General features: G+C 60.8%; 22 protein-coding genes, 1 tRNA gene and 1 pseudogene. 15 read left to right on the top strand and 9 right to left on the bottom strand.

Going from position 1 to position 24,400, the window contains the following annotated elements:
- Positions 1-15 precede the first annotated feature (15 nt).
- The gene (gshA, locus tag NW827_RS05970; RefSeq protein WP_414403514.1) at positions 16-1,152 is read left to right on the top strand and encodes a glutamate--cysteine ligase; all 1,137 of its coding nucleotides are present in this window, start codon (positions 16-18) and stop codon (positions 1,150-1,152) included.
- Between the two features lie 326 nt (positions 1,153-1,478).
- On the opposite strand, the gene NW827_RS05965 is transcribed toward gshA, so the two are convergent.
- Positions 1,479-1,829 carry a phenylpyruvate tautomerase MIF-related protein gene (locus NW827_RS05965; RefSeq protein WP_414361033.1) on the bottom strand — a complete coding sequence of 117 codons (351 nt, stop codon included), beginning with the start codon at positions 1,827-1,829 and terminating at the stop codon, positions 1,479-1,481.
- 182 nt (positions 1,830-2,011) lie between these two features.
- Between NW827_RS05965 and NW827_RS05960 the strand changes: the two genes are divergently transcribed.
- Positions 2,012-2,386: a RidA family protein gene (locus NW827_RS05960; protein WP_414403561.1), complete on the top strand. Its 375-nt coding sequence runs from the start codon at positions 2,012-2,014 to the stop codon at positions 2,384-2,386.
- A gap of 285 nt (positions 2,387-2,671) precedes the next feature.
- Here NW827_RS05960 and NW827_RS05955 read toward each other — a convergent pair whose 3' ends face one another.
- Complete coding sequence (locus NW827_RS05955) at positions 2,672-3,739, bottom strand: hypothetical protein (protein ID WP_414403513.1); 1,068 nt, start codon at positions 3,737-3,739, stop codon at positions 2,672-2,674.
- A 161-nt stretch (positions 3,740-3,900) separates the two neighbouring features.
- Here NW827_RS05955 and NW827_RS05950 point away from each other — a divergent pair, with 161 nt between their 5' ends.
- The 5 genes from NW827_RS05950 to NW827_RS05930 all read left to right on the top strand — a co-directional run bounded on the left by NW827_RS05950 (position 3,901) and on the right by NW827_RS05930 (position 7,150).
- Positions 3,901-4,632 carry a pyridoxine 5'-phosphate synthase gene (locus NW827_RS05950; RefSeq protein ID WP_414403512.1) on the top strand — a complete coding sequence of 244 codons (732 nt, stop codon included), beginning with the start codon at positions 3,901-3,903 and terminating at the stop codon, positions 4,630-4,632.
- A complete protein-coding gene (locus NW827_RS05945) occupies positions 4,629-5,273 on the top strand; it encodes a DUF3318 domain-containing protein (protein WP_414403511.1) in 645 nt (214 codons plus the stop codon). The genes NW827_RS05950 and NW827_RS05945 overlap by 4 nt, the downstream gene beginning before the upstream one ends.
- A gap of 9 nt (positions 5,274-5,282) precedes the next feature.
- A complete protein-coding gene (locus NW827_RS05940) occupies positions 5,283-6,098 on the top strand; it encodes a biotin--[acetyl-CoA-carboxylase] ligase (protein ID WP_414403510.1) in 816 nt (271 codons plus the stop codon).
- Entirely contained in the window at positions 6,098-7,024 is a 927-nt protein-coding gene (locus tag NW827_RS05935; protein ID WP_414361020.1) for a M23 family metallopeptidase, read from the top strand. Before NW827_RS05940 ends, NW827_RS05935 begins: the two co-directional genes overlap by 1 nt.
- 45 nt (positions 7,025-7,069) lie before the next feature.
- Positions 7,070-7,150 (top strand) — tRNA-Leu (locus tag NW827_RS05930).
- 11 nt (positions 7,151-7,161) lie between these two features.
- On the opposite strand, the gene NW827_RS05925 is transcribed toward NW827_RS05930, so the two are convergent.
- The gene (locus tag NW827_RS05925) at positions 7,162-8,175 is read right to left on the bottom strand and encodes a glycosyltransferase family 9 protein (protein WP_414403509.1); all 1,014 of its coding nucleotides are present in this window, start codon (positions 8,173-8,175) and stop codon (positions 7,162-7,164) included.
- Positions 8,176-8,400: 225 nt separating this feature from the next.
- On the opposite strand from NW827_RS05925, the gene NW827_RS05920 reads away from it, so the two are divergent.
- Together NW827_RS05920 and NW827_RS05915 are read left to right on the top strand one after the other, a co-directional pair.
- Entirely contained in the window at positions 8,401-9,615 is a 1,215-nt protein-coding gene (locus NW827_RS05920) for a DegT/DnrJ/EryC1/StrS family aminotransferase (RefSeq protein ID WP_414361014.1), read from the top strand.
- Positions 9,616-9,913: 298 nt separating this feature from the next.
- Positions 9,914-11,044 (top strand): DUF58 domain-containing protein, encoded by a 1,131-nt coding sequence (locus NW827_RS05915; protein ID WP_414503448.1) that lies wholly within the window; start codon positions 9,914-9,916, stop codon positions 11,042-11,044.
- A 22-nt stretch (positions 11,045-11,066) separates the two neighbouring features.
- On the opposite strand, the pseudogene NW827_RS05910 reads toward NW827_RS05915, so the two are convergent.
- A pseudogene (locus NW827_RS05910) lies at positions 11,067-11,657 on the bottom strand (histidine phosphatase family protein).
- Positions 11,658-11,687: 30 nt separating this feature from the next.
- Positions 11,688-12,647 carry an NAD(+) kinase gene (locus NW827_RS05905; protein ID WP_414403506.1) on the bottom strand — a complete coding sequence of 320 codons (960 nt, stop codon included), beginning with the start codon at positions 12,645-12,647 and terminating at the stop codon, positions 11,688-11,690.
- Between the two features lie 373 nt (positions 12,648-13,020).
- Here NW827_RS05905 and NW827_RS05900 point away from each other — a divergent pair, with 373 nt between their 5' ends.
- Positions 13,021-15,360 carry a serine/threonine protein kinase gene (locus NW827_RS05900; RefSeq protein ID WP_414503447.1) on the top strand — a complete coding sequence of 780 codons (2,340 nt, stop codon included), beginning with the start codon at positions 13,021-13,023 and terminating at the stop codon, positions 15,358-15,360.
- On the opposite strand, the gene NW827_RS05895 is transcribed toward NW827_RS05900, so the two are convergent.
- Positions 15,357-15,953, bottom strand: coding sequence for a hypothetical protein (locus NW827_RS05895; protein ID WP_414403504.1), 597 nt, complete (start codon positions 15,951-15,953; stop codon positions 15,357-15,359). The genes NW827_RS05900 and NW827_RS05895 overlap by 4 nt on opposite strands.
- 522 nt (positions 15,954-16,475) lie before the next feature.
- Here NW827_RS05895 and NW827_RS05890 point away from each other — a divergent pair.
- Positions 16,476-17,033 carry a hypothetical protein gene (locus NW827_RS05890; RefSeq protein ID WP_414361001.1) on the top strand — a complete coding sequence of 186 codons (558 nt, stop codon included), beginning with the start codon at positions 16,476-16,478 and terminating at the stop codon, positions 17,031-17,033.
- Positions 17,034-17,187: 154 nt separating this feature from the next.
- A complete protein-coding gene (locus tag NW827_RS05885) occupies positions 17,188-17,937 on the top strand; it encodes a YebC/PmpR family DNA-binding transcriptional regulator (protein ID WP_414360998.1) in 750 nt (249 codons plus the stop codon).
- Positions 17,938-17,947: 10 nt separating this feature from the next.
- On the opposite strand, the gene NW827_RS05880 is transcribed toward NW827_RS05885, so the two are convergent.
- Positions 17,948-18,259: a YbjQ family protein gene (locus NW827_RS05880; RefSeq protein WP_414360996.1), complete on the bottom strand. Its 312-nt coding sequence runs from the start codon at positions 18,257-18,259 to the stop codon at positions 17,948-17,950.
- A 120-nt stretch (positions 18,260-18,379) separates the two neighbouring features.
- On the opposite strand from NW827_RS05880, the gene rbsK reads away from it, so the two are divergent.
- A complete protein-coding gene (rbsK, locus tag NW827_RS05875; RefSeq protein WP_414403502.1) occupies positions 18,380-19,297 on the top strand; it encodes a ribokinase in 918 nt (305 codons plus the stop codon).
- Between the two features lie 8 nt (positions 19,298-19,305).
- On the opposite strand, the gene NW827_RS05870 is transcribed toward rbsK, so the two are convergent.
- On the bottom strand, positions 19,306-20,928 hold the full coding sequence (locus tag NW827_RS05870) for a B12-binding domain-containing radical SAM protein (RefSeq protein WP_414403501.1): 1,623 nt from the start codon (positions 20,926-20,928) through the stop codon (positions 19,306-19,308).
- 152 nt (positions 20,929-21,080) lie between these two features.
- Entirely contained in the window at positions 21,081-21,701 is a 621-nt protein-coding gene (locus NW827_RS05865) for a uracil-DNA glycosylase (RefSeq protein WP_414403560.1), read from the bottom strand.
- Positions 21,702-21,974: 273 nt separating this feature from the next.
- Between NW827_RS05865 and NW827_RS05860 the strand changes: the two genes are divergently transcribed.
- Complete coding sequence (locus NW827_RS05860) at positions 21,975-23,435, top strand: TldD/PmbA family protein (RefSeq protein WP_414503446.1); 1,461 nt, start codon at positions 21,975-21,977, stop codon at positions 23,433-23,435.
- A gap of 73 nt (positions 23,436-23,508) precedes the next feature.
- Positions 23,509-24,400: type I restriction-modification system subunit M (locus NW827_RS05855; protein WP_414503445.1), on the top strand; the 892-nt coding region annotated here is incomplete at its 3' end.

Raw genomic sequence — 24,400 nt, 5'->3', positions numbered from 1 at the left:
GCTGGAGGCTGGCCTGTGCTGTTGACCAAGGGCTTTGAGGTAGAAATGTACACCGGCACCGCCGCCGGGGAAGTGGTGGGCCTATCGGATCGCATCTGCCAAGCTTTGCCGGAGTTTGTGCGAGAACCAGATCGGCGCAACGTCGAGTACATCACCCCGCCCCTTCGCCGCTACGAAGACCTGCTCTGTGCTCTGCTTCGGCCTCGCCTGCAACTGCGGCAGTTTTTGCGCCGTCTTGGCCCCTACACCTTGCTGCCGGGGAGCACCCTGGCTCTGGGCGGCAGCGACCACTTCGAGCGCTCGGATCCGGGCAACCCCTACCACGACTACATCGAGCGCACCTACGGCACGCGGGTGGTGACCGCCAGCATCCACATCAATGTCGGTCTGCCAGATACGGAGGCCATTTTCCTCGCCTGTCGCCTGCTGCGGGCGGAAGCCCCTCTTTATTTGGCCCTGAGCGCTTCTTCTCCTTTCCTGGACGGCCAGGTAACGGGCTATCATTCCAGCCGTTGGCAGGTGTTTCCTAAAACGCCGGCCCAGGTGCCCTTCTTCCGGAATCACGCCCACTACATCGCCTGGATGCAGGAGCAACTGGCCCTGGGCACGATGCAGAATGTGCGCCACCTCTGGACTTCTGTACGGCCCAACGGCCCGGAGCGGCCCTATCACCTCAACCGAGTGGAGCTGCGCATCTGCGACCTGGTGGCAGATCCGGTGATGATCCTGGCCATCGCCGCCTTAGTGGAGGCCCGCCTTTGGCAATTGCTGTCCCACCCGGAGGCCCTGGATCCCTTGGGGGGGCCCTTTACCCCAGCGGAGCTGGAGAGTCTTTGCGAGGCCAACGAGCAGGCTGCTGCCCGTGAGTCTCTGCAAGCTCGGCTGATTGACTGGCGCACCGGCCGCGAACGCTTAGCCCAGGAGTGGATTGAAGAGCTGCTGACTGAAGCGTGGCGCCTGGGCCAGCCCCAAGGGCTGGGTTGCTTCTTGGCTCCCTTGCAAACCCTGCTCCAGGAAGGCAATGAAGCCCAGCGCTGGCTGAAGCAGGTCAACCAGGGATCCACACCCGCCCAGGTGTACCAACGGGCCATCCAGGAACTGGCCGAACAAGACCGAGAAAGGCAGGAGACCCTCTGCCAACTGGTTGGCTAAGCCTCTGCACAAGGCCACTTTGACTTAGGTTGGCCTAGCCCTGCTTCACCACTTCCCGTAGGGCTTGCCGAGCCCCACAGCTCCTGCGTCCAAGTCAGTAGCGAAGCCGGCAGAGGCGGCACCGTCGCCACAATCATTGGCCCCAGCGGCCTCAAGTCTTCCACCAGGGCCCCGGCAAATCAGTCTTGCAAAGCATCCCAATCGATGGGCTGCCCAAAAGACAAGAACGGACACACCCAAATTACTGGCGAACTTCAGTAGAAGCTGCCGCTTTGTTGGATAGGCTGGAGCAGCCAGGCGAGGAGAGGCTTGACTTGTGCGAGCTTTCACCCAAAGGTCGTGCCGTTCCATCCCCAAAGATAGCCTTTGGCATCGCCGAACTCAATGTAAATCCTCTTCTTGGGGATCCCCAATTTGTCCTCGATGGTGCTGCAAAAAAACTCGCTCAGGGATCGGGTTTGATCGGCGGAAAACTGCCCAATACTCTTGATCTCTACATAGCAGCAGGGATCGGCGCTGCCGGCAAAGGTCATCGGGATCCCTCCTTCAAAAGCAGTCATCACGTAGGCTTCCGACTTGCCCAACTGCTTGGCCAGAGCAGCAGAGAGGAACTTGAGTAGGTCTGCCACGGCGGCAGGTTCTGGCTGCAGAGAGGTTTGCAACTTGATCAAAGGCATGAGTACTTTTTCTTCCCGACAAGCCTATTTTGGCATTGCGGGTTCGTCTTCTCTGGGATCCGCCTGTGGTAGCGTAGCGGAAGAGCTTCTCTTCACTGGGGCAAACCTCTATGGAGCCGATTGATCTGGCTAGGGCAGAGATGGGCCACCCCCAGGGTCAAACCAGGCCAGGCCCTCGGGAGGTGCAAACCGAGGCTGCTCCTGTTCCTGTCGGCCCTTACAGCCAGGGCGTTGTCGCTTCGGGGCCCTTTCTGTTTGCTGCTGGCCAGGTGGGCCTGGATCCCAGAACCGGCAAGCTGGCGGGGGAAGACATTGCCTCGCAAACTCGCCAGGCGCTGCTGAACCTGAAGGCAGTGCTGGAAGCAGGGGGCACGAGCTTGGCCAATGTGGTGAAGACCACGGTTTTCTTGGCGGATATGAAAGACTTTGCTGCCATGAACGAGGTTTATCGAGAGTTTTTCGCCACTGAGCCGGCGCCGGCCCGCTCTTGCGTGCAAGTAGCTGGCCTGCCCCTGAATGCCTTGGTGGAAATCGAGGCAGTGGCCTGCTACCGATAACAGTGGTTTGCAATCCTGGCAGCCGCAGCTACAGCCTGCTTGTACAAAGCGCCTGCCACCACAACTCTGTAGCGAAGCAGCTTGTCCCGTCTATCTTTCCCCTTTCCGGTAACCCAGCAGAGTAGCTTGGTAACCCTCCGTCCCGCTACCCCGGACAGTGCCGAAAGCCAGTAAGTAAGCGGAACTAGGAACCGTCTAGGGGCGTCTTGACAGCGCCCTTACGAGTCCAACGGTGGACTGCGTAAGCATCCCCCGACTCTAGTCAGGGGAGTGTCAACCAGCGGCTCAACTGCCGCAATTAAGTTTTTCCCAGTCCTGCTGGTGGATGGCGAGCATTTGGGCCTGGGCCTGAATGGCCGCCAACGTTTCTGCCATCAGGGGCCAGTTGCTGTCAGGGGGAGTGGGATACTGCTTGAGCTTCCCGAGAGTGCTGCTGAGGGCCACTTGCAGTTGCTGCAGCAGTTGGTGCGTCTGTTGGGCCAAGGCCAGGGTCTCGGAGACGCGGAGGCGGTTCTGGCTTTGCTGATACTTCTGGAGGGCTTCTCCTCGCAGAATGCTGAGGATGGCTCCTTCCCTAGGAGGGGAGCCCGGTCCGGTTTTAGAGGGCTGGGGAATGATGCGCAACTGCAGTACCAGCGGCTCCCCCCGGTACAGCCGCTCCGCCTCCGCCTGCTGCGGCTCTCCGATGAGGGCAGGATCGAGAGCCATCATCCGCTTCATGGCGGCAATCAGCCTAGCCCGGATCGGTTCTGAGAGATCCTTGAACAGATCCCGCAGGATCCCTTGCTGGCGATAGCGCACTCGGCACACCACTCCCTCCTGGGGTTCCACAAAAATTTGCTCTGCTTTCTCGTCTAGAGCCCGCCGCAGCATCGAGTTCAGCAGCTGCTGCACGGTCTCTTCCGCTTCGTCAGCAGGAACAGGCGGAGCAGTTGGCCGTGCCGGCAGCGGCTGGGTGGGAGTTGGTCGGCTGGGCGGCTCAGCTACGGGAGCAGGGACTTCCCGAGTGGTACGGCTGGCGTGGGCCTGGAGGCGCAGCCGCTCCACCTCTGCCGGGCTAGGGGGATGACTGAAGTAGTAGGCAATTAACTCTTGCTGCTGCTCGAGCGTAATTGGAACTGGCTCAACCGTAATCTGGGAATAGGCCAGCATCTTGCTCACGTAGTCCAGGGCTGCCAAATCCTGGGGATCCACCATGCCCAGGATCAAGCTGTCCATATCCAGTGCCAAAGGCACCACCTGGTAGTAGATACAAATCTCCACCGGCAAGTATTGGGCAATCAGGGCTGCCACCCGTGCCCGGTCAATTAGAGAGGGGTGTTCCACCGCCAAAGAGGCATCTGGATTGGTCATGGCAAGCCTGAAGGGGATCCAGGAGGGGGAAAGCGTCGTCTTTGATCATAGGCCCTCGGCCTGCGGGGTTTCTGTCTTGCCCTCCCCCAAGCAGTCCAAAATTGAATAATGTAATACTAGAAGCATCCCTTAGGATCTTCTGCAACGAGAGAACGGTAGCCTTGGTCAGCCTTGGAGTTAACATCGACCACGTGGCCACGCTGCGCCAAGCCCGCCGCACCGTCGAACCGGATCCAGTGGCCGCGGCTGTAATTGCCGAGTTGGCAGGCGCCGATGGGATCACGGTGCACCTGCGCGAGGATCGCCGCCACATTCAGGAACGGGATGTGCGGCTGCTACGGCAGACGGTGCGCACCCACCTGAACTTGGAGATGGCGGCAACGGATGAGATGGTGGCCATTGCCTTAGAGATCAAGCCCGACTATGTCACGCTGGTTCCTGAGCGGCGGGAAGAGATTACCACCGAAGGGGGACTGGATGTGGCCAGTCAGGTTTCGCGCCTAAGTGAAGTGGTTGACCGACTTCAAGGAGCCGGCATTCCCGTCAGCTTGTTTGTCGATCCAGATCCCATCCAGATTGCCGCCGCTGCCCAGGTGGGGGCCCGCTGGGTGGAGCTGCACACCGGGCGCTATGCCGAGGCCTCTTCAGAAGCCCAACGGGAGGTGGAGCTGGCCCAGCTGCAGCAAGCCAGCCAGCAGGCCATTCAACTGGGGCTGCGGGTCAATGCTGGGCACGGCCTCACCTACTGGAATGTGGGCCCGGTGGCGCGGATCCCGGGCATGGAGGAGCTAAACATTGGCCATAGCATCATCAGTCGAGCGGTGCTGGTGGGGTTGGATCGGGCGGTGCGGGAGATGCGTCAGGCGATGGGATTAGGAGTAGGCCCGGCATGAACTCGGAGTACTACGGCTACGACAACGGCTACGATAACTACGTTCTCGACCAGGCTGAGATCGACCGCCTGCTGGATCTGCTGCCGGCCAGCATGCGGGAGAGCGTCAAGATCTTGCCGGCCTCGGAGCAGCAGACAGTCGTAATCAAAGGCCGCCGGCAACTGCCCTGGGAGCGGCAGCTGCGGCTTTTTGTTAAGCCCTACGAGTGGCGGCAGTTTACTCCGCTGCAGCGGGCCAGCTTGTTTCTGCACAAAGTAGGCTACTACAGCCGGGCGGCCTCGCGACAGATTGACTTTTACCTGGCTATTGCTGCCTTGGGAGGCTTGAGCCTAATCTTCGAGGCGGTGCAGCAGGATCCGGTGGGGGCAACGGTTTCCGGGGGCTTGAGCGGCTTGGCTCTCTGGCAGTTGCGCCGCGACCAGACCAACGACCGCCGTCTTTTGGCTGCCGATGCCTACGCTGTGGACCGGCTGGTCTTGCGCGGAGTTCCGCGGCTGCAGGCGGTGGAGGCCTTAGGGCAGGCGCTGCACCTAGAGGCCCGTCTGGAGGGGCGTTCTGGCAACGACCTGTTGGACATGCTGCGCTACCAAAACCTGAAGCGGCTGGCCCAGCGCCCCGCAGAAGACATTGTGTTGAGCTAGGGCCGAGCCATGCTTTCCCCTGCGCGGCTGGGATCCCTGGTGGGTCGGGGGGCCTGGGGGCATCACCTTCTCCAGGTGGCAGTAACCGATTCCACCAACCGGCTGCTCTTGGACTGGGGTCGTCGCTTCCCTCAGCCGCTGCCCCTGGGCACGGTTTTGGTGAGTACCCGCCAGCGGGCAGGACAGGGCCAGCATGGGCGAGTATGGCAATCGCCAGCGGGGGGGTTGTACCTGTCGGTCTGGCTGGGATCCCCTCCCCTGCGGCATTCTTTGCTGGAACTGACCCTAACCTTGGCCTGGGGTATAGCGGGCAGCTTGCGCCAGAGACTGGGGATCCCGCTGCGGCTGAAATGGCCCAACGACCTGGTGGTGCCGGACAAGCAGCGACCTGGTTCTCTGCGCAAGCTAGGGGGGATCCTGGTGCAAAGCCGCTTTGGGGAGAGGGGACAGTTGCTGGGGTTGGTGGCTGGCGTGGGTGTAAATATCAACAATCCCGTGCCCGCTGAGGGAATCAATTTGGCCGAGATCTTGGGATCCCGCCAGGATGGCACTGCCGTTGCTGCCTGGGTTTTGCAGGGGATGGAGCGGGGGTTTCAGAGCTGGCTGCAGGAGGGGTTTGCTCCTGTGCGCTCCGAGTACGAAGCCTGGACAGTGCAGCCGCAAATTCAATCGCTCCCCGGGGAGGCGTCGGCTACGGTTTTGGGCCTTGCCGAGGATGGCAGGCTGCGGGTACAAACTCAGGGGGGACAGATCCTCGTCCTCTCTCCCGAGCAGGTGCGCCTAAGCTATCAAGTGTCTCTTGCCAGCAGCTCCTCCTTTGCGTGATGGATTCCACCTCTTTTGGGCAGCGTCTTCTCTCTTGGCTAGGCAGCAGTTGGGCCGCCAGAGGGCGACAGCTGCGACGGCTGGGGCTAACTCTAGGCCTAGGGCTAAGCCTGCTCTGGTTTTCTCCCCCAGCGTTGTTGGCACAGACGCGCCTACCCCCTCCTCCCCCCGTCGGGCCAGCGCTGGATACCCCTGCAGCAAAGGCCCTGGTCCTGGATGGCGCCATTCCCCTGCCGCAAACTAGCCCAGGAACCCCAGGCTTGCTCTTGCAACCCAGCGAGGCTCTCCGCACCGAGGTGGGCCGGGAAATCGTTATCGAGCCAACAAAGGTTACCGAGACTCAGCCGGAAAGTGGGGTAGCAGTAGTGCTGCTGGAGCGCAGCTCCGGTCGCCGCATCCTTCTCCTGCCAGGGGAAGAGCTTCGCATTGAGGATCCCAGCCCGCCCCCAACCCCTGAGCCGCCACCGCCGACCTGGCCCCCATCGATCCCAAGTGAGGAGCAACTGCTCTATCCTCTGCCCCACCCCGTGCCGATCACCTCTGGCTTTGGCTTGCGGATTCACCCCCTCAAGGGTCAGCTGGAGTTTCACGCCGGCGTAGATCTGGGGGCCAGCCTGGGTACGCCAATCCTAGCTGCCCTGACTGGTAAGGTGGTGAGTGCCGGATCCCTAGGAGATCTGGGGATCACGGTGGTCCTGGAGCATGCCGGTGGCCGGCGCACCCGCTATGGTCACATGTCTAAAGTAGCTGTCACCCCAGGAGAAGTGGTTCGGCAGGGATCCATCATTGGCTATGTAGGGGCGACAGGAGCAGTTACCGGGCCGCACCTGCACTTTGAGCTGTGGCAGCGGACAGCGGGGCAGAGCTGGAGGGTTTTGGACGCCACAGAAGAACTGAAGGTTGCCGTTAGCCAGTTGCCGAGCTAGCTGGAGCCAGCTTGGGTTAGCATAGGTGAGCGGGATCCCGCCGTTGCGGACGTGGCGGAATGGCAGACGCGCTAGACTTAGGATCTAGTGCCGCAAGGCGTAAGGGTTCAAGTCCCTTCGTCCGCATGGCAAGCCCTCTATCCGGGGAAGATTACCTGCAGAATCTGCTCAGGAGGGATCGAGCCGATCACCCCCTTGGCTGCCTTGACGGCGCGGAAGGGCCCTTCAGAAGGCAGCAGCCGCTCTGGATCGGTGGGGCCAAACAGAGCCACCAGCGGAGTTTGCGTAGCCACCGCCAGGTGCATGGGGGCGCTATCAGTACACAGCAGCAGAGTGGAGCCAGCAATCAAGGCCGCCAGTTGGCCCAGTTGGGGAGGGCGGCTTACCGGCAGATCTGGCAGTTGCGACAGAAAGCCCTCCGCCAGCTGCTCATCTTCTGGCCCCAACAGCAGCACCAGCGGCAGCTCCGGCCGCTTTTCCCGGAAACCCTTAATGACCCTGACCCAGTTGGCGGGGGGGTAGATCTTCTGAATTCCCTTCTCCTGGGACAGTTGGCTGGCGCCAGGGTGCAGCAGCACGTAATCTTGGGCAGCATTCCCCAGCAGGCGCTTGCGTTCCTGCTCGGCCCACTCCAGGTCTGTCTTCTTGAGGCGAATCTGAGGCAAGCCTGCCGGCGCAGTGATGCCAAACCCCTGCAGCAAGTCGTGGTACATGCTGGCGGCGTACTGGGCTGGCTTCAGGGGTACTGGGTCAGTTAGCCAAGGTCGTCCAGGTCCTGGCGGAGCATAGCCAACTCGCTTCGGGATCCCAGTTAGCCAAAGCAGCAGCTTGACCCCCAGGCTTTTGCCCAGACTCAGCACAGCGTCGTACTGCCGCTCTCGGATTCGCCCCAGCAGATCGCTGATATCTCCCAACGAAAGCTGCTCTTTAAATGGAAAGGTCAGCACCCGATTCACCGAGGGACAGAGCTCGTAGGCAGCTGCTGCCCGTGGCTCCACCACCACCTCCAGCTCCGCTTCTGGAAAGCGCTGTCGCAAACTCGCCAGGGTGGGAAAAAAAAGAATTTGGTCGCCAATCCCTCCCGGCACCAAAGCTAGAATTCGGGGTGCTAAAGGCGCTTTGCCGCCAACTTGTTGAGAAGCAACCTGCATAGAGCATCCTGTCGATAGCGGTAGCTGTATCCAGCCTAGGGGATCCCTGGTCAGAAATGTACCGCGTTCACTCTAGCTTAGGATCAATCCGGAGCGAGGCTGGATCCCAGCTGCTCGCTCAGCAACTGAGCTCCACAAAAGCCCAATTTGGTGCCAGAGCGTTGTCTCCACCGGCTCTTATCCTCGATGATGGGCTGTGGCCGCTACCCCCCAAAAGGCAGCACCATGACGGATGAGCCAATCCCGCTGCTGGATTTAACTTTGCAATACCGCGCTCTGGCTGGATCCCTTCTGCCTGAGGTGGAGGCGTTGCTGGCCTCTGGCCAGTACATCGGGGGAGAGGCGGTGCAGCGCTTTGAGGAGCTATTCTCCCAGTTTCTTGGCGGCGGCGACCTAGAGACTGTCAGTTGCAATTCCGGCACTGATGCTTTGGTATTGGCCCTGCGGGCTTTGGGAATCCAAGCGGGCGATGAGGTCATCACCACTGCCTTTAGCTTTTTTGCCTCCGCCGAGGCTATTGATTTGGTGGGGGCACGCCCGGTGTTCGTGGATGTGGATCCCTGCACCTTTAACCTGGATCCCCAGCTTCTGGCAAAGAGCATTTCTCCCCGCACCAAAGCCATAATCCCAGTGCATTTGTTCGGCCAGGCAGCCAACATGACCCAGATCCTGGCCATTGCGCGGCGGCATGGGTTGGCAGTAGTGGAAGATTGTGCCCAGGCGGTAGGAGCCTGCTGGGGGGGCAGGCCGGTGGGCACCTGGGGGGATATCGGCTGCTTTAGCTTTTTTCCCACCAAAAACTTGGGGGCAGCAGGGGATGGCGGGGCAGTGGTAACCCGGGATCCGCAACTGGCCCGCAAGGTGCGCATCCTCAAAGAACACGGCCAGGTCTGTCAGTACCACCACGAATACATTGGCCTCAACAGCCGCCTCGACGCGCTGCAGGCCGTGATCCTCACGGCTAAGCTGCCTTACCTGCGGGAGTGGAACTGGCGGCGGCAGGCCATTGCCGAGTCCTATCACCGCTTGTTGCAGGGGATCCCTGGCCTCATCCTGCCCCAGGTGGCGGTGGGGGGCAACTCGGTGTGGCACCAGTACACGGTGCGGGTGCCTGGCTCCCACCCAACCGACTCACGGCGGCGCGACCGGTTGCAACGGCAGTTGCAGGAGCGGGGCATTGCCAGCCGTGTTTATTACCCCCTTCCTCTGCATCTGCAGCCGGTGTACCGCAAAAAGTTGGGGTACAAACCTGGGGACTTGCCCAATGCCGAGCTCTGTGCTGCCCAGGTGTTGTCTTTGCCCTGTTTTCCCGAGCTGACCCTCCGGCAACAAGAGCGAGTGGCCGCGGCCATTGCCGAAATTCTCACAGAACAACCCTGCCCCTTCTCCGGCCAACGCAACGATAGCTACCTTGTCTCGGACGATCCCTCAAAGGTCTGAGGAAAAACCCCAGAGCACCATCGCTAGCCTGTAACTGCTGTGCCACCGCACTCGAAAGGACTCCGTCCTGCTGACGCGAATGGCAGGAAGGATCCGACCAGTAACGAGCAACTTATTTGCGGGACTTGCCCTATCGCGTAGCTCAATGTTTGAGAATGTCCAGTACTCCCCCTAACTCCAGCGGAGGGTTGAGGGGCAAGAGTTAGCGGCACAGGGCGGCGGAGAAGGGATGCCAGTGTTACCAAAACTTAGCCAAGCAGCATTTCAACTCTTCCAATCCTCGCGATGGCGGTGGAAGTTGGGGATCCGCTCTCCCCAGTTGAGGCAGCGGGTTCGTTTTCTGCGCCGCTTCCGCTTTACCCGCATCGGGGGGCGGTTTGTCGGGATCACCCTCCTGGTGAGTATTGCCGCCTTCAACACCGGCAACAATCCCCTATACCTGGTGCTGGGGATGCTGCTTAGCCTCATTCTCCTCAGCGGCCTCCTCTCCGAGCTCACCCTCAAAGATCTGGAGGTGAGCCGGCGGTTGCCCAGCCGCATCTTTGCCGGCCAGCCGGTCTTGGTGGGGCTGACGCTGGTCAATCGCAAACGGCGCCTGCCCAGTTTTTCGCTCCAGGTAAGGGAACGCATCGAGGGGTTGAAGCAGACGGATTGGCCTTCCAGCTATGTGCTGCGGCTGGATCCCGGCAGCAGGGTGGAGACTTTCTATCAACACACCTTTTCAAGGCGAGGGGTGTGGCAGTTGCAGGGTTTTGAGATTGCCACCAGCTTTCCCTTTGAACTCTTCCGCAAGGCATTGGAAATCGAGGACCCGCAGACAGTAATTGTGTTTCCTCGGCCTGCCCCTGTCCAAAACCTGTTGCTGTGGGAACAATTGAGCGGCGGTAGCCAGTTGCGCCCTCAGGCCGGCCAGGAGGGGGACTACCTTAGCCTGCGGCCCTATCGTCCCCAGGATGATCTGCGCTCGGTGCACTGGAAGATCTCCGCCAAACGGGATCAACTGGTTGTGCGGGAGCTGGAGCGCCCCCGTTCCCAGGCCATCGTCCTCTGTTTTGAAAATCGCTGGCAGCCGCGGGGAGAAAGCCCTGAAGCCCATCGCAACAAGCTGGAGCGGGCCGTAGAGCGCTGTGCCGGGATCCTCACCTATTTGATTCGAGAAGGCTATCCTGTAGCGCTGGCCACCTTGCAGGAGCGAACTGCTTTTGGAGCGGATCTGGCCCACCAAGACCGGCTGTTAACTCTGTTGGCCCAACTAACGTTTGTCGGGGATCCCCAACTCAACTCTCAACTGGCTGATCCCTCTGCCGGGTTTAACCTCACCCCTCAAGATCGCTGTGTGCTGCTGGCCCATCCCGACCAGGATGGAAAATCTGCCCCGGTTCATCTCATCCACCCAGGGTTGCTGTTGCAATTTATCCCCATTGAGTGAACTTCAGACCCATTTTGAAAGTTTAGGTGCCTACCCTTTGCTGCAGATTAGGCGCCAGATAGCCGCGTTCCCCCAAGCTTTCCAGCAGGGGCCCATAGCGATCGAACTTGACCACGCTGACCGAGGCAGCCAAAACCTCGGTGCGATCCCGGTAGCGGCCCAGGTGAATGCCCAGCAGGCTGCAGAGAAGAATCCGAAGGGTGGCCTTGTTTGTGGGAGACGATATCTCCGCCACAACCGGCAGGGCGCGGTTGGCAATTTGCACAGCGGTTTCGCCACCTGGGGGCGTTCCAGGCCGGCTCGGTCCTCCAGCGCCAGTAGGCTTCGGGATGGGCTTCGCTGGCCTCGGCGTGGGTTTTGCCCTCCCACTCGCTGTAATGGATTTCCCTATCTCCAACCCCGTCTTCTCTGCCAGCAGCCTGAGGGTAGCCAAGGTGCGCCGCATCGGGCTGACGTAGAGGGCCTGCCAAGGGATCCCAGCATAGGCGGCGGCAAAGGCTTCTGCCATCGGCTGGCCTTCGAGGGTGAGGTCGGGATCAAGGGCGCCACAAAAGCTGCCGGAACGGCTGTAGGGGGTTTCCCCGTGTCTGAGTAGGTAAAGTCTGAGGCTCAGGGGAGAAGATTCCAGGGGGGTTAAACTCCGCTACTCCCCCGCGGGGCGGTGGTTGGTGGTGGGGATGTAGATGCGGCTGCCGGCCCACTGCAGCTTTTCTCGCAGGGTGCGGAAGTAGGAGAGGTCTTTTTCTAGGATCATCAGCTTGGCCGGCAGGGGAGCCCGTTGAATTTGCACCCACTGGCCGGGGTTGACCGATTGAGCCAAGACACCATCAGTCCAGAGGCGGGTCAGCCCTTCCGGATCAGCAAGGGGCCAGATCTCCACCGTGGCCGTGCCGCTGATAACAATGGGCCGGCTGGACAAGCTGAGGGGACAAATGGGGGTGATGATGATGGCCTCAAAGGTAGGCTCCAGGATGGGACCATTGGCTGCCAAAGTGTAGGAAGTGGATCCCGTTGGCGTGGCCACCAGCACGCCATCCCCGTGGTACTGATCCAAAATCTCGCCATTGACTTCGATTTCCATGATGGCGGCGGGCAGGCGTTCCCGGTTGATGGGCTTGAGGCACATTTCGTTGAGGGCGTAGTAGACTTCGCTGACCGGGCGGCCCTGCCGCTTGCCCTCCCCAGGGATAGCCCCTTGCCCCAATTGCGCTTGCTCCCAAATCTGGGCCTGCAACATCATGCGGGCTTGCAGGACGAAGTCTCCTGCCTGAATGCGATCCCAGGGATCCTGGTGCAGCACCCGCTCTGATTGAGCCAAAAACCCCAGCCTGCCCCCCGACTGAATGGGCAAAATCGGGATCCCGTGCGGGGCCAAGTGGCGGGCTGCCGCCAACACCGACCCATCTCCCCCTAGTACCACAGCTAGATCGATAGGATCCGAAGTGGCCTCCAAAAAGACCGGGTAGGGGTTGTGGTGCAAGCCGGTGGGAGCGGTCAGCACCGTAACGCCGCGCCGACGCAACTGCTCCGCACACAATTGACAGGCGGCCTTGCTCTCCCGATCCCCCTCCTTGTAGGCAATCACCACCAAGCCCAAGTCCATAAGCCCTCGCGCAGGGATCCCTTCCGATCATCCCTCTTCAGGCCGAAGGTTGCCCACAAGGCCTCATTTCCCCAGCATTCCCTCTCACTTTTTTTCACATTTACTAGGGATCCTTAAGAAAATCTCTAAATGGTTATTCCAAGTAGCAGTAAAAAACGGCTCGTCGCGTCGTTATTGCTAGGCAGCGCTGCCGCGAACGCGCCGCTTCAGCTCCCCTCTCCCAGAGGGAGAGGGGCCGGGGGTGAGGGCTTGAGCAGCGCAGAGTTCCCAGAGCGTCAAAGATTGGGATCCCTGAGTTGGACGGGGAAAGGAGCGGGTATAAACTCCAGCAATTGGTTTATCGTATGGACATCCCTGCCCAAGCTGCCTCCTTATGTCTTCCGAACTCACCAATCGCATTTTGGGTGGCCGCTACCAACTGATTCAAGAAATCGGTGGCGGCGGCATGGGATCCGTCTTTCGCGCTTTGGACTTGCACAACAACCGCCAAGAGGTGGCTGTTAAGATCCTGCATGCCCCTATGCTGCTGAGCCGGGGTGACGCCCAGACCGATTTGCGTCGCCGCTTTGCCGAAGAGGTTCGCGTCAGCACCCTTCTGGGCCAGCATCCCCGCATCGTCAAAGTCTTGGATCACGGCCAAGAGGGGGAGCAGGCCTACTTGGTGATGGAATACCTCAAGGGGCAGGATCTGGGCAAGCTGATTCGAGAAAAAGGGGCTCTGCCCCTCCGGCAAGCCCTTCGGCTGGCCCTGCAGGCTTGTGAGGGGCTGCACTTTGCCCATACATTTCACGCCAAGGTCGAGGGCCGCGAGATTCGGGGCGTGATTCACCGCGACATCAAGCCCAGCAACCTGTTTGTTGAGCGGGTTTTTCGAGATGGCCAGCTCACGTCGCAACTGAAAATCCTCGACTTCGGCGTAGCCAAAACCTTGGCGGATCACACCCTTAGCCTGGGCACCCAAAAGGGGGGCGGATTTATCGGCACCGCTCGCTACGCCTCTCCTGAACAGATACGGGGCAAGTCTCTGGATGCCCGCTCAGACATCTACTCCCTGGGGGTGGTGCTCTACGAGATGCTGACGGGATCCATGCCCTTTCAATTGGAAACCGACACTCTGCACAGTTGGATCCACGCCCATTGCTACGAAAACCCGATTGAGCTCACCTCGGCAACAACCCCGCAGCCAATCCCACCTGCGGTGGCAGCGGTGGTGATGGATTGTCTAAAGAAAAACCCCGACGAGCGGCCGCAGACGATGCAGGAGCTAGGGGAGCGGCTGCTGCAAGCCTATGAGCTGACGGTAGCCACTCAACTCTCCAGCAGCCAGGCCAGTACCGTGATTCTTCCCACCAGCGGTGCCAAGGCTCAAGGCCATGCTCCACCTTCTTCTATTCCCAGGCCGCCAATCGAAACCACCAGCAATACAGGATCAACTGCTGGAGCCTTTGAAGATATCCGCGATGAGGATCTGGATCTCATTGAAGAGGAGCCGGTCTCCCCTCCAGGGGTAGGGATCCCCTACTACATCGCCGAGCGGGCACCTCTCCCCTCAACTACCTCGGCAGAAGCTGCGCCGGATCCCTCCTCTCAAGCTGCAGGCGAAACTGCCAAAACGCCCTCTACAGTCCTCCCAGCCAGCAACACTCGTCCGGCTGCTCCTCCTCAGGATCCCCCCGTCCCACCACGGACGGATACCCCCCGCACCCGCCCCCTGCCGCGAGCTGCCCCCCCAACGGTTCTCCAGCCTTCTGGCAGCAGCCTCAAGTGGGTCTTGGCTGGGGGAGGCGCTGTGGCTTTGTTGGCCGCGTTTTTGCTCTGGCCGCGCCCAGCAACCCGCGATACCCAGGAAGAGCCGGAGCCGATCCCTACCGCCGCAGTCACCCCGAGACCTACCCTCGAGCCCGTCCCCACCCCCACGCCGGTGGCAACGCCTACTCCAACTCCGGCAGCGACACCCACTCCCACTCTGGTGGCAACGCCTACTCGAACTCCGGCACCAACACCCACTCCCACTCTGGTGGCAACGCCTACTCGAACTCCGGCACCAACACCTACTCCCGCTCCGGTGGCAACGCCTACTCGAACTCCGGCACCAACACCCACTCCCACGCCGGTGGCGACGCCTACTCGAACTCCGGCACCGACACCCACTCCCGTTCCAGTGGCAACGCCTACTCCAACTCCGGCACCGACACCCACTCCCGTTCCAGTGGCAACGCCTACTCCAACTCCGGCACCGACACCCACTCCCACTCCGGTGCCAACACCAACGCTTACTCCTACCCCTCGATTGACGCCGCTTGTTCCTCGCACTCCTACCCCTACCCCAACTCCACCCCCGCCGCCCACCTCGACACCACTTCCACCAACGCCAATGCCTGTGCCAGAGCTTGCCTTGAGCGGCCAGTGGCTCTACGAGGGAGGATCCTTTGTCTGGCAGGGATCCCTGTGTAAGGTTAATGTTGCAACCGGTATCCAGGAAACCGTCTCCATTCGTCAAGACGGCACCCAGCTCAGGGTTTCCTCTCCCAGTTTTGAGGAGCGCAGCGGCCAGCTCATCGGCAACCAATTTTCTGTCAGCGGCAGGATAGGGGGCAGCGGTACTCCAACCATCACGTGGAGTGGCACTGTCAGCCCTGACGGGCGCTCCATTCGCGGCACAGCCACCTGTGGCAGCGCCAGCTTTGCCATCAGGCTCATCCGCCAGAGTTAAATACCCACGCCGCCGCCTCGGTCGCCGCCGCCGCCGTTCTCCGGATCCTCCGGCTTCTGCTGGATGGCAGGGGGAGGAGGAGGAGTGGCAGAGGTTTCCCTGACCACCTCGAGGGTGTAGGGGCCGCGGCCAGGGCTACCCGGAGCAGAGCTGCGGGCATTCTGGGCCCAGTAGCTTTCCACCAGCACTAAGTAACAGCGGTCTTGCCGTACTGGGATCGTCAGCTCAGAGGTGGTGAAATTGCCAGGAGCTGCGTCATCGTTGATAAAGATGAGTTCCGGATCAGAATTCCTGTTGGCATCAAGGCCAAGGATGACCAGCAGAGGATCGAAGACTGAACTGGTTAGGCGGATAGTAACTCCGGTAACATTAGCTGCAGAAGGAAAGTAAAGGAATCCGTCAACGTAAAAGGTAAAGGTGCCAGGGGGGGGTGGGACTTCCCGGGCATTTATCACATTGTCTTTCTCATCGAAGTAGATCTCCAAGTCGCTATTGGGCCCCAAGGTTCCACTGCGCTTCTCTCCTGGGCGCAAACTCTTGGCAGCAAAAATCGCTGGAAAGGCCTGCTCGCAGACATTGACCGGCGGTGGCACTGTCCCCCCAGACCCCCCACAGCTTGCTAGAAGGAGAGTCGAGGCTAGAAGGCCCCAGAAAAAACGCACCTGCAATCCCCCCACCTTCGATGCCGGCAATGACGACATAGACACTCCTCTGCCACAGGATCATTAACTTCTCCAGACTACAGCCATTTCGGCAAGCTGCAGCAAACCAGGATGCCCTTCCGATCTAGTTAGTCTGCCTCCTTAGAGCAGCGATACCCAGCAAGAGCAACTCCATTTTTCCCTGGCCTAGTGCCTCTTAGGCAGATGTCGGGTAGAGTTGGCGATAGCCATCGCTGCCGTATTGGTTAACCTATGAACAACCCGCCGAGTAGCCCGAATCGGGATTGCTTTTCACAGCGCTCCAGGCAGGGCAACCTAGGCCGGAGCTTCCCCCTCCAGGGTCTGGGACTCGGCTTGTTGTGCGGATCGCTGCTATTGGGGGCAGGGGGCGGCCGATTTCTAACTTGGGCTGAGGAAGCGGAACAGCAGCCAGAGCCAGAAGTCCCCCTACCGGTGAGAGACCTCGATCCGGCGGTGCAGATCCGAGTTCGGAACGAGCTGGTTAAACTTTGCGGAGATTACCGATGCGAAGGCTATCGCTTCCCCGTGCGGGTTTTGGTCAGGCCTGAAGATACTCTGGAAACTCTGCTGGAGCGGCTGGATACGGAGATGCTGCGGGAGGTGGATCGGGTGTTTCAAACTCGGCCTGACTTGAACCGTGTTATCGTCGATGGCTATGTCTTTGTGGGCACTCCCTCTTTCGCCAGTCGGGAAGTACTGCTGCAAACGTTGTTTGTGCCCCGTCACCGCTGGGCGGTGGGTCGCTTTGGGCTAGAGCAGGATGGAATCTTCTATGCCGAGCTGCTGGAACAGGTAACGCCCTTTTTAACTCGGCCGCAAACCCCGACCCCTCCGCCTGGGGCTGTGCTTGAAGAGCCTGGGCCTCCTCTACCTCCCACGCCAGCTCCTGGAGAGACACCAACGCCCACACCGCAAGCAACGCCAGAAGCTTCGCCAACCCCCGAAGCTCCACCGCCACCGGGGGATGTCATCGAGCGGCAGCCCATTTAGCCTTGATAGGGCTGGCTGCTGTTCATGGGGTTTTGCTTGGGGATCCAAGCTAGGGTTCTGGAGCTGGGGTGGGGTTGAGTCCTGGGCCTGGGGTGATCTAGGCTTCGGAGTTAAGGGGATCTCTTCCCTCCTACTGCTTGACCAGTGTGCAGCTATGGCAGGACACAGCAAGTGGGCCAACATTAAGCGGCAAAAAGCCCGCGTAGATGCCAGAAAAGGCAGCCTATTTACCAAACTTTCCCGCGCCATCATTGTGGCAGCGCGCAGCGGCCTGCCGGATCCGGAAGCCAATTTTCGGCTGCGCTCGGCGGTAGAGAAAGCCAAGGCGGCAGGCATGCCCGCCGAGAACATTGAACGGGCCATTGCCAAGGGATCCGGCAACTGGACCGACGACAGCCCCCTGGAGGAAATCCGCTACGAAGGCTACGGCCCTGGGGGTGTGGCTGTCTTGATTGAGGCCATGACCGATAACCGCAACCGCACGGCTGCCGAGGTGCGGGAAGCCTTCAGCAAAGTCGGCGGCAGCCTGGGGGAAAGCGGCTGCGTGAGCTGGCTGTTTCGGCAAAAAGGGGTGATCACCCTAGAGGAGGTGACAGATCCCGAAGCTCTGCTGCTAGCGGTAGCCGAAGCAGGGGGGGAGGATCTCAAGGTGGAGGGGACCGGCGCAGAGGTCTATTGCGATTACACCCTGCTGGAGCAGGTGGCCACCTACCTTAAAAAAGAGGGCTACCGGGTGCAGGAGGCGGCCATCCGTTGGATCCCTTCCACAGAAGTGCATGTGGAGGATCCCGAGACGGCCAAGCTGGTGCTAACCCTCATGGAACGGCTGGACAACTTGGACGATGTGCAAAATGTCTACGCCAATTTCGAGATTGACGAGGCAGTGATGGAGAGCCTGGCCTAAGGGGAAAGGCTTAGCGCAACTTGACAGCGGTGCCGGCAGCGGTAACGAGGATCAGCGTCGTGCTCATGTTGGTATGAATAGTAACGCCTAGGATGCCATTTGCTCCCAAACGTTTGGCTCGCTGCTCCAACTCTTCCAAAACCTTTTTCTGAGCATTCTCGAACACTTCTTCGTAGGTTCTTGTGCGTCCCCCGATAATGTTGCGGAGGGCAGCAAGGAAGTCCCGCAGAACATTGGTGCCATAAACTACCTCGGCAGTAACAATGCCCAGGTAGCGCTCCACCTCTTTACCTTGGAGCATGTCTGTAGTAGCTAGCAGCATGGCTCGTTCTCCGCGTCACCTCCTCCCTAAGCTAGCCGAGAGGCTCCAAGGTGGGGAGTTCTTAGACTGTAGCGGGAGCTAGAATTGGCTACCCTGGAGGCAACGTTTTCCAGCCAGCCAATGACGACCCTCGTTCGCGTAGTGGGGAGCTTAAATCTAGACCTGGTGGTGCAGGTGCCACACCAGCCGGGGCCGGGGGAGACGGTGCTGGGATCGGACTACGCCACCTACCCTGGGGGCAAGGGGGCCAACCAAGCGGTGGCAGCAGCCCGGGCAGGAGCCCAGGTGGAGATGTGGGGGGCGGTGGGATCCGATGGCTTTGGCCGCCTGCTAAAGGAGAACTTGGAGCAAAACGGCGTTGCTACCCACTACGTACGGGAGCTGGAAGGGCCCAGCGGTATTGCTCTAATTACCGTGGATCAAGCAGGGCAAAACCGGATTGTGGTTAGCCCCGGGGCCAATGGTCGCTACCTGCCAGAGCATCTGCCCCCCTGGACGCCGGCGGCTCTAGTGCTGTTGCAACTGGAAATCCCCCTAGCCACCGTGCAGGCGGTGGCGGAGCAGGCCTTTGCCCAAGGGATCCCTGTCCTCCTCAATCCCGCCCCTGTGGCTCCCCTGCCGGGATCCCTCCTGCGTCAGGTGCGCTACTTGGTGCTCAACGAAAGGGAAGCCGCTGCCCTTGCCCAATCTCCAGTGGAGACGCCAGCGCAAGCCGAAAAAGTGGCCCAAGCCTTGCAACAGCAGGGGATCCCGACAGTGATCATCACCTTGGGGGGAGCGGGCTTGGTCTGGGCCGATGGGGAGGAAAGGGGCCATCTGCCAGCCCACCCCGTGTTGGTGGTGGATACCACTGCTGCCGGCGACAGCTTCTGCGGTGCTTTGGCCGCCTACCTGGCTGCTGGCGGATCCCTGAGGGAAGCCCTCCATTTTGCCAATGCCGCTGCGGCCTTGTGTGTAACCCGCCCTGGGGCCCAGCCCAGTTTGCCCCACCGCGCCGAGATCGAGGCGTTTCTGGCCGCTGCAGGCCCCCATCCCTAGATCCTGGGCTACGTGGAGAAGGCCTCTTGGCGGTGCTGGGCCAGCCGCTCCAGGCTGAGGGGGCCCTGGATGTGCTGCCAGGGAAGGGGATCCGCCGGATCCCAGTTGCTGTGCACGTAGTAGTCCAAGGGCGGCAGTTGTCCCTGCAGCTCTTTGAAGGCGCGGCGGAAGCTGCCTAGGGACTCGCCCCACTGCCGGGCTAGCTGCAAGACTCGGGCCACCCGCCGATCCCCCCGCGAGATGAGGGCTTGGATGACCGACCAACTGTAGCTTTCGGGACGGAACTCCACGCCTAGGGGACGCAGATGTTTTTGATACCACTGCAGCTTTTTCTCAGCCTGGGGATCCACCCCCTGCCACTGGAAAGGGGTGTGGGCCTTGGGCACAAAGGTGCTGCAGCCCAAAGTCAAGCGCAGGCGGGGAGCCACCTTCTTGAGCTCCTTGAAAAGAGCAACGGTGGCCTCCAGGTCGGCCTGGGTTTCCGCCGGGATCCCCACCATGCCGTAGAACTTGATCCCCTTCAGGCCGCCGGCCTGGGCGTGGGCGGCCGCCGCCAAGATTTCTTCATTGGTTAGCTTCTTGTTAATGACCTGGCGCAGCCGTTCTGAGCCGCTTTCAATGGCTACGGTAATGGACTGGCTGCCGCGGCGGGAAAGCACTTGCGCCAGGCGAGGCGTAACCGTGCCCGTGCGCACCGAGGCCAGGCTAAGGCGCACCTGCTCAAAGCGATCCTGCGCCAGGTACTCCAGCAATTCCTCAAACTGGGGGTGCTGGGTTACCGAAGCCCCCAAAAGGCCAATCCGCTGGGTAACCTGCAACCCCCGCTCCACCGCCGGGATCAGATGCCCTTCTACATCGGCAGCGCGAAAGGGCAAAGTTAGGTAGCTGGCTAGGCAAAAGCGGCACATCTCGGGGCAACTGCGCACCACCTCCACCATGTAGATGCTCTCCCAGGCCGCCTTGGGGGTAACCACGGTGGACACCGAGAGGGTGTTGCCGCGGAAGGTGTGCTTGCGGATGAAGCTGGGGATCCCGTCCCGCTTGGGAATGACCTTTTCCACCGGGCCGTCGGGGCCGCGGTAGTGCACTTCGTAGAGACTGGGCACGTAGATCCCTGGCACCTGGGCCAGCGCCTGCAGCTTTTCGGCCCGGGATCCCTGCCGCACCTGGCGGTAGGTCTGGATCATCTGCTCCACCAGGCCTTCCCCGTCCCCCAGCAGAATAAAGTCAAAGAACGCAGCAAAGGGCTCAGGGTTGGCCGTCAACACCGGGCCGCCGCCAAAAACCAAGGGATCCGCCTCCCCCCGCGCCTCGGCCTGGAGGGGGATCCCCTGTCGTTCCAGCAGATCCAGGATATGGACATAGTCCAGCTCCCAGGACAGGGAAAAGCCCATCAGCTCCGGATCCCGCGGCAGCGGCTCGGCCAGGTCGGTAAACAGGCGGGCAACCGCCACCTCGCGGCGGCTGGCCAGCCGGCTCCAGATGACCTGGTAGCCGAGGCTGGTGATCCCCACGGAGTAGGTATTGGGAAAGGCGTAGATGACCCGCACCGCGTCAGGCGCAGGTGTGGCCGGGGTGAAGAGAAGCTGTTCCAGGGCAAATTCCGTTCGCGCCAGCGGCCCGGAGGCCATGGTAGCCAAGATCCCAGCGGCAACAAGAGTCCACTTTCCCAGCTTAATCGGGGTTTTGCCAGGCTGCCTCCAGGGCTAGGAGGGAGAAACATCCTACTTGGCCCGGCAGACCAGCGCCTTTACCCCAAAAAGACCATAGGTGGCATCTTCGCTCAAAAGTCCCGCTGGGGTGGCGTTGCGCCGGCAAGTTCTAGGTACTTCTGCTTTACCGCCTGAATATCCTGCCACATCAACCACTTGGGGCTGCCGGGGGTGCGGTCAGGGTTGCGCAGCAAGTAGGCGGGGTGAAAGATGGGCATGCACCAGCGCCCCTGCCACTGGATCCACTCGCCCCGGATCTTGGTAATGCCCCGCTTATCCCCCAAAAGGGAGCGCACCGAGGTAGCCCCCGTCAACAAAATGATCCAGGGATCCACTAGGCGAATCTGCTCCAACAGATAGGGCCGGCAGGCATCCATCTCCGCCTGGGTGGGTACGCGGTTGTTGGGGGGGCGGCATTTGACCACATTGCAGATGTAGGTATCCCGCTCGGGATCCAGCCCCACCGAGGCCAGGATCTTGTCCAGCAACTGGCCGGACTTACCCACAAAGGGCAGGCCTTGCAGATCTTCGTTTTCCCCCGGCCCCTCGCCAACAATCACGATCTTGGCTTTAGGGTTACCTCGGTGCACCACCACATGGGTACGGTTGGCCGCCAACTCACAGCGCTGGCAGACCCGGCAGTGCTGCTCCAGTTGTTCTAGATCCCGATAGGTGCCGGGGGGAATGGGCACCTGAGCCGAGAGTGGGATCTGATCCCATTGGGGAAGCGTCTCCGTTGCAGAGGCAGGTGGCTCTAGGGGATCGTCAAATAGGCTGGGCTGAAGCTCCGAGGGTCTTTTCTTGGCAGCCATTGCAAGGTAAGGGATCCTTGTGCAGCGATCTTCGGCTGCTCCTCTGCCCTTGTCAAGCTTGGCGTCTCTTTCCCCAAAAGGGCAGCCTTTACGTCTTGTTAAACTGAGGGAGCAAAAGATGGCGGCATCTCAGCTAAGTGCTCTCGGCCTACTATGCTGCTTTTATCCAAAGAACTGCCCAACCTCGACTACCGCCCCACCCTGCAACGCTTTGACGAGGACTGGCGGGATCCCCTTGCAACTCTCTTGGGCTGGGGGCGGGCTGCCGGCGCCGATCTGGTGGAGATCTTCCTGGAGCGGGCTAACTCCATCAGTTGCCTGGCAGAAGACGACACCCTCACCAGCATCACCCCTCGGCTTGCCACCGGCGCGGGGGTGCGGGTGTTTCGCGGCCTGGCCGACTGCTACGTCAGCACCAACGATCTCTCCTTTGCCGGCCTCAAAGCTGCCCTAGAAAAAGGCCTGCTCTTGATGGGCCTCACCCCCCCTGGCCCTGCTGCTTTGGTCTCCACCGTCAACCTAGGGCTGCTCCAGGACTACGCTGAGCGCCGCGGTAAAGACGGCTGGCTCAAGGAATGCAGCTCCCTTGCCGAGGTGGGGGAGATCCTGCTGCAGGCCAACGCAGAGCTGAAGCGGCAAGCTCACCACGTCCAGTCCCGCCGCACCAACTACTTCCGTGACTGGCAGGAGATCCTGGTAGCCTGCAGCGACGGCACCTTTGTGCGCGACATCCGCCTTACCCAGTCGGTTAGTTCTACCCTGCTCTGTGCCGATGGGGATCATCGCGCTTCCGTTAGCCAACGCGCAGGCGGCACCGGGGATCCCGACTTTTTGCGCCGCTGGGATCTCGTAGCCCACAGCCAGGAGCTGGCAGAAGCCGCCGGCCAGATGCTCTATGCCGACTATGTGGAATCGGGCACCTACCCGATTGTAATGTCCAACGCCTTTGGCGGTGTCATCTTCCACGAGGCCTGTGGGCATCTCTTGGAGACGACCCAGATCGAGCGCAAAACCACTCCCTTTGCCGACAAAAAAGGCCAGAAAATTGCCCACAAAAACCTCACCGCCTGGGACGAGGGGCTTTCCGAGGGGGCCTTTGGCAGCCTGGACGTGGACGACGAGGGCATGCCCGTCCAGCGCACCCTGCTTATTGAAAAGGGCATATTGAAAAACTTTCTGGCCGACCGGGCCGGCTCCATGCGCACCGGCCATCCCCGCACCGGCAGTGGCCGCCGGCAAAACTACACCTTTGCCCCTGCCAGCCGCATGCGCAACACCTACATCGCCCCCGGCGACGCCGAACTGGACGACCTGTTTGCCTCTATTGACAAAGGTATCTACTGCAAGCGCATGGGGGGCGGCAGCGTCGGCCCCACCGGCCAATTTAACTTTGCCGTGGAAGAAGCCTATCTCATCCAAAATGGCAAAATCACCAAGCCTCTCAAGGGAGCCACGCTGATTGGAGAAGCCAAGGATATCTTGACCAAGATCTCTATGTGCTCCAAGGATCTCCGCCTGGCACCTGGCTTTTGCGGTTCTGTCAGCGGCAGCATCTACGTTACTGTGGGCCAGCCCCACATCAAGGTGGACTCCATCACCGTGGGCGGGCGTTGATCCCGAGAGGATCTACTTCAGGATTGCCTAGGCCCGCCTCTTGCCATTAGCAAAGTGGCTTTGCGGCCTAGCTTTGTCTTGTAGAGTATTCCGAAGCAGAGGAGAGGGCGAAGGCGCCCGCAAGTTAGGGATGATCGACATTCAAAGCCTAGAAACCTGGCTGTGGGATGCAGCGTGTGTCATTCGCGGGCCAGTCGACGCGCCCAAGTTCAAAGACTATATCTTGCCGCTGGTGTTTCTCAAGCGGCTTTCCGATGTGTTCGATGATGAAATCGAGCGCCTGAGTGACCAATTCGGCAGTCGGAACCTGGCCCTGCAACTGCTGGAGCAGGAGCGGGAAACCAGGGAGGTGCACCTGGTGCGCTTTTACATCCCCAAAAATGCCCATTGGGAAGCGATCCGCCAACATGGGATCAGCGGCCTGGGGCAATTCCTCACTGATGCCGTGCGTGAGGTGGCGCGGGAGAATCCGTCGCTGCAGGGCGTGATCGACATGGCGGATTTCAACGCCACCGCCGCCGGTCAGCGTATTATCTCGGATGAATATCTGGCCGCGCTGGTGGAGGTGCTCTCCCGCCACCGTCTGGGCCTGCACGATGTGGAGCCGGACATCCTGGGCCGCGCCTACGAGTACCTGCTGCGCAAGTTCGCCGAGGGGCAGGGGCAAAGCGCCGGCGAGTTCTACACCCCGCGCGAGGTGGCCATCCTGATGGCGCGCCTGCTCGACCCACAGCTGGGCATGAGTGTCTATGACCCCACCTGCGGCTCCGGCGGGCTGCTCATCAAGTGCCATCTACGCCTGCTAGAAACCCACGGCGTTATGGAAAACGGCCACCGTAAACTTCCACCCGGCGTAGCCCCCTTGCGCCTGTTCGGGCAGGAGATTAACCCGGCCACCTTCGCCATGGCGCGCATGAACGCCATCATTCACGACTTGCAAGCCGACATCCGCATTGGTGACACCG

It is taken from the genome of Synechococcus sp. H70.1, assembly GCF_047502705.1.
Taxonomy (GTDB): domain Bacteria; phylum Cyanobacteriota; class Cyanobacteriia; order Thermostichales; family Thermostichaceae; genus Thermostichus.
This window is presented reverse-complemented; position numbering and strand designations above follow the sequence as displayed.

Bases quoted from the DNA above. Each gene is read 5' to 3' on its own strand.
- NW827_RS05965 (WP_414361033.1), bottom strand. From the start codon at position 1,829: ATGCCTTTGATCAAGTTGCAAACCTCTCTGCAGCCAGAACCTGCCGCC.
- rbsK (WP_414403502.1), top strand. From the start codon at position 18,380: ATGACGACCCTCGTTCGCGTAGTGGGGAGCTTAAATCTAGACCTGGTG.
- NW827_RS05935 (WP_414361020.1), top strand. From the start codon at position 6,098: ATGGATTCCACCTCTTTTGGGCAGCGTCTTCTCTCTTGGCTAGGCAGC.
- NW827_RS05940 (WP_414403510.1), top strand. From the start codon at position 5,283: ATGCTTTCCCCTGCGCGGCTGGGATCCCTGGTGGGTCGGGGGGCCTGG.
- NW827_RS05945 (WP_414403511.1), top strand. From the start codon at position 4,629: ATGAACTCGGAGTACTACGGCTACGACAACGGCTACGATAACTACGTT.
- NW827_RS05870 (WP_414403501.1), bottom strand. From the start codon at position 20,928: ATGGCCTCCGGGCCGCTGGCGCGAACGGAATTTGCCCTGGAACAGCTT.
- NW827_RS05920 (WP_414361014.1), top strand. From the start codon at position 8,401: ATGACGGATGAGCCAATCCCGCTGCTGGATTTAACTTTGCAATACCGC.
- NW827_RS05905 (WP_414403506.1), bottom strand. From the start codon at position 12,647: ATGGACTTGGGCTTGGTGGTGATTGCCTACAAGGAGGGGGATCGGGAG.
- NW827_RS05900 (WP_414503447.1), top strand. From the start codon at position 13,021: ATGTCTTCCGAACTCACCAATCGCATTTTGGGTGGCCGCTACCAACTG.
- NW827_RS05880 (WP_414360996.1), bottom strand. From the start codon at position 18,259: ATGCTGCTAGCTACTACAGACATGCTCCAAGGTAAAGAGGTGGAGCGC.
- NW827_RS05925 (WP_414403509.1), bottom strand. From the start codon at position 8,175: ATGCAGGTTGCTTCTCAACAAGTTGGCGGCAAAGCGCCTTTAGCACCC.
- NW827_RS05860 (WP_414503446.1), top strand. From the start codon at position 21,975: ATGCTGCTTTTATCCAAAGAACTGCCCAACCTCGACTACCGCCCCACC.
- NW827_RS05955 (WP_414403513.1), bottom strand. From the start codon at position 3,739: ATGACCAATCCAGATGCCTCTTTGGCGGTGGAACACCCCTCTCTAATT.
- NW827_RS05885 (WP_414360998.1), top strand. From the start codon at position 17,188: ATGGCAGGACACAGCAAGTGGGCCAACATTAAGCGGCAAAAAGCCCGC.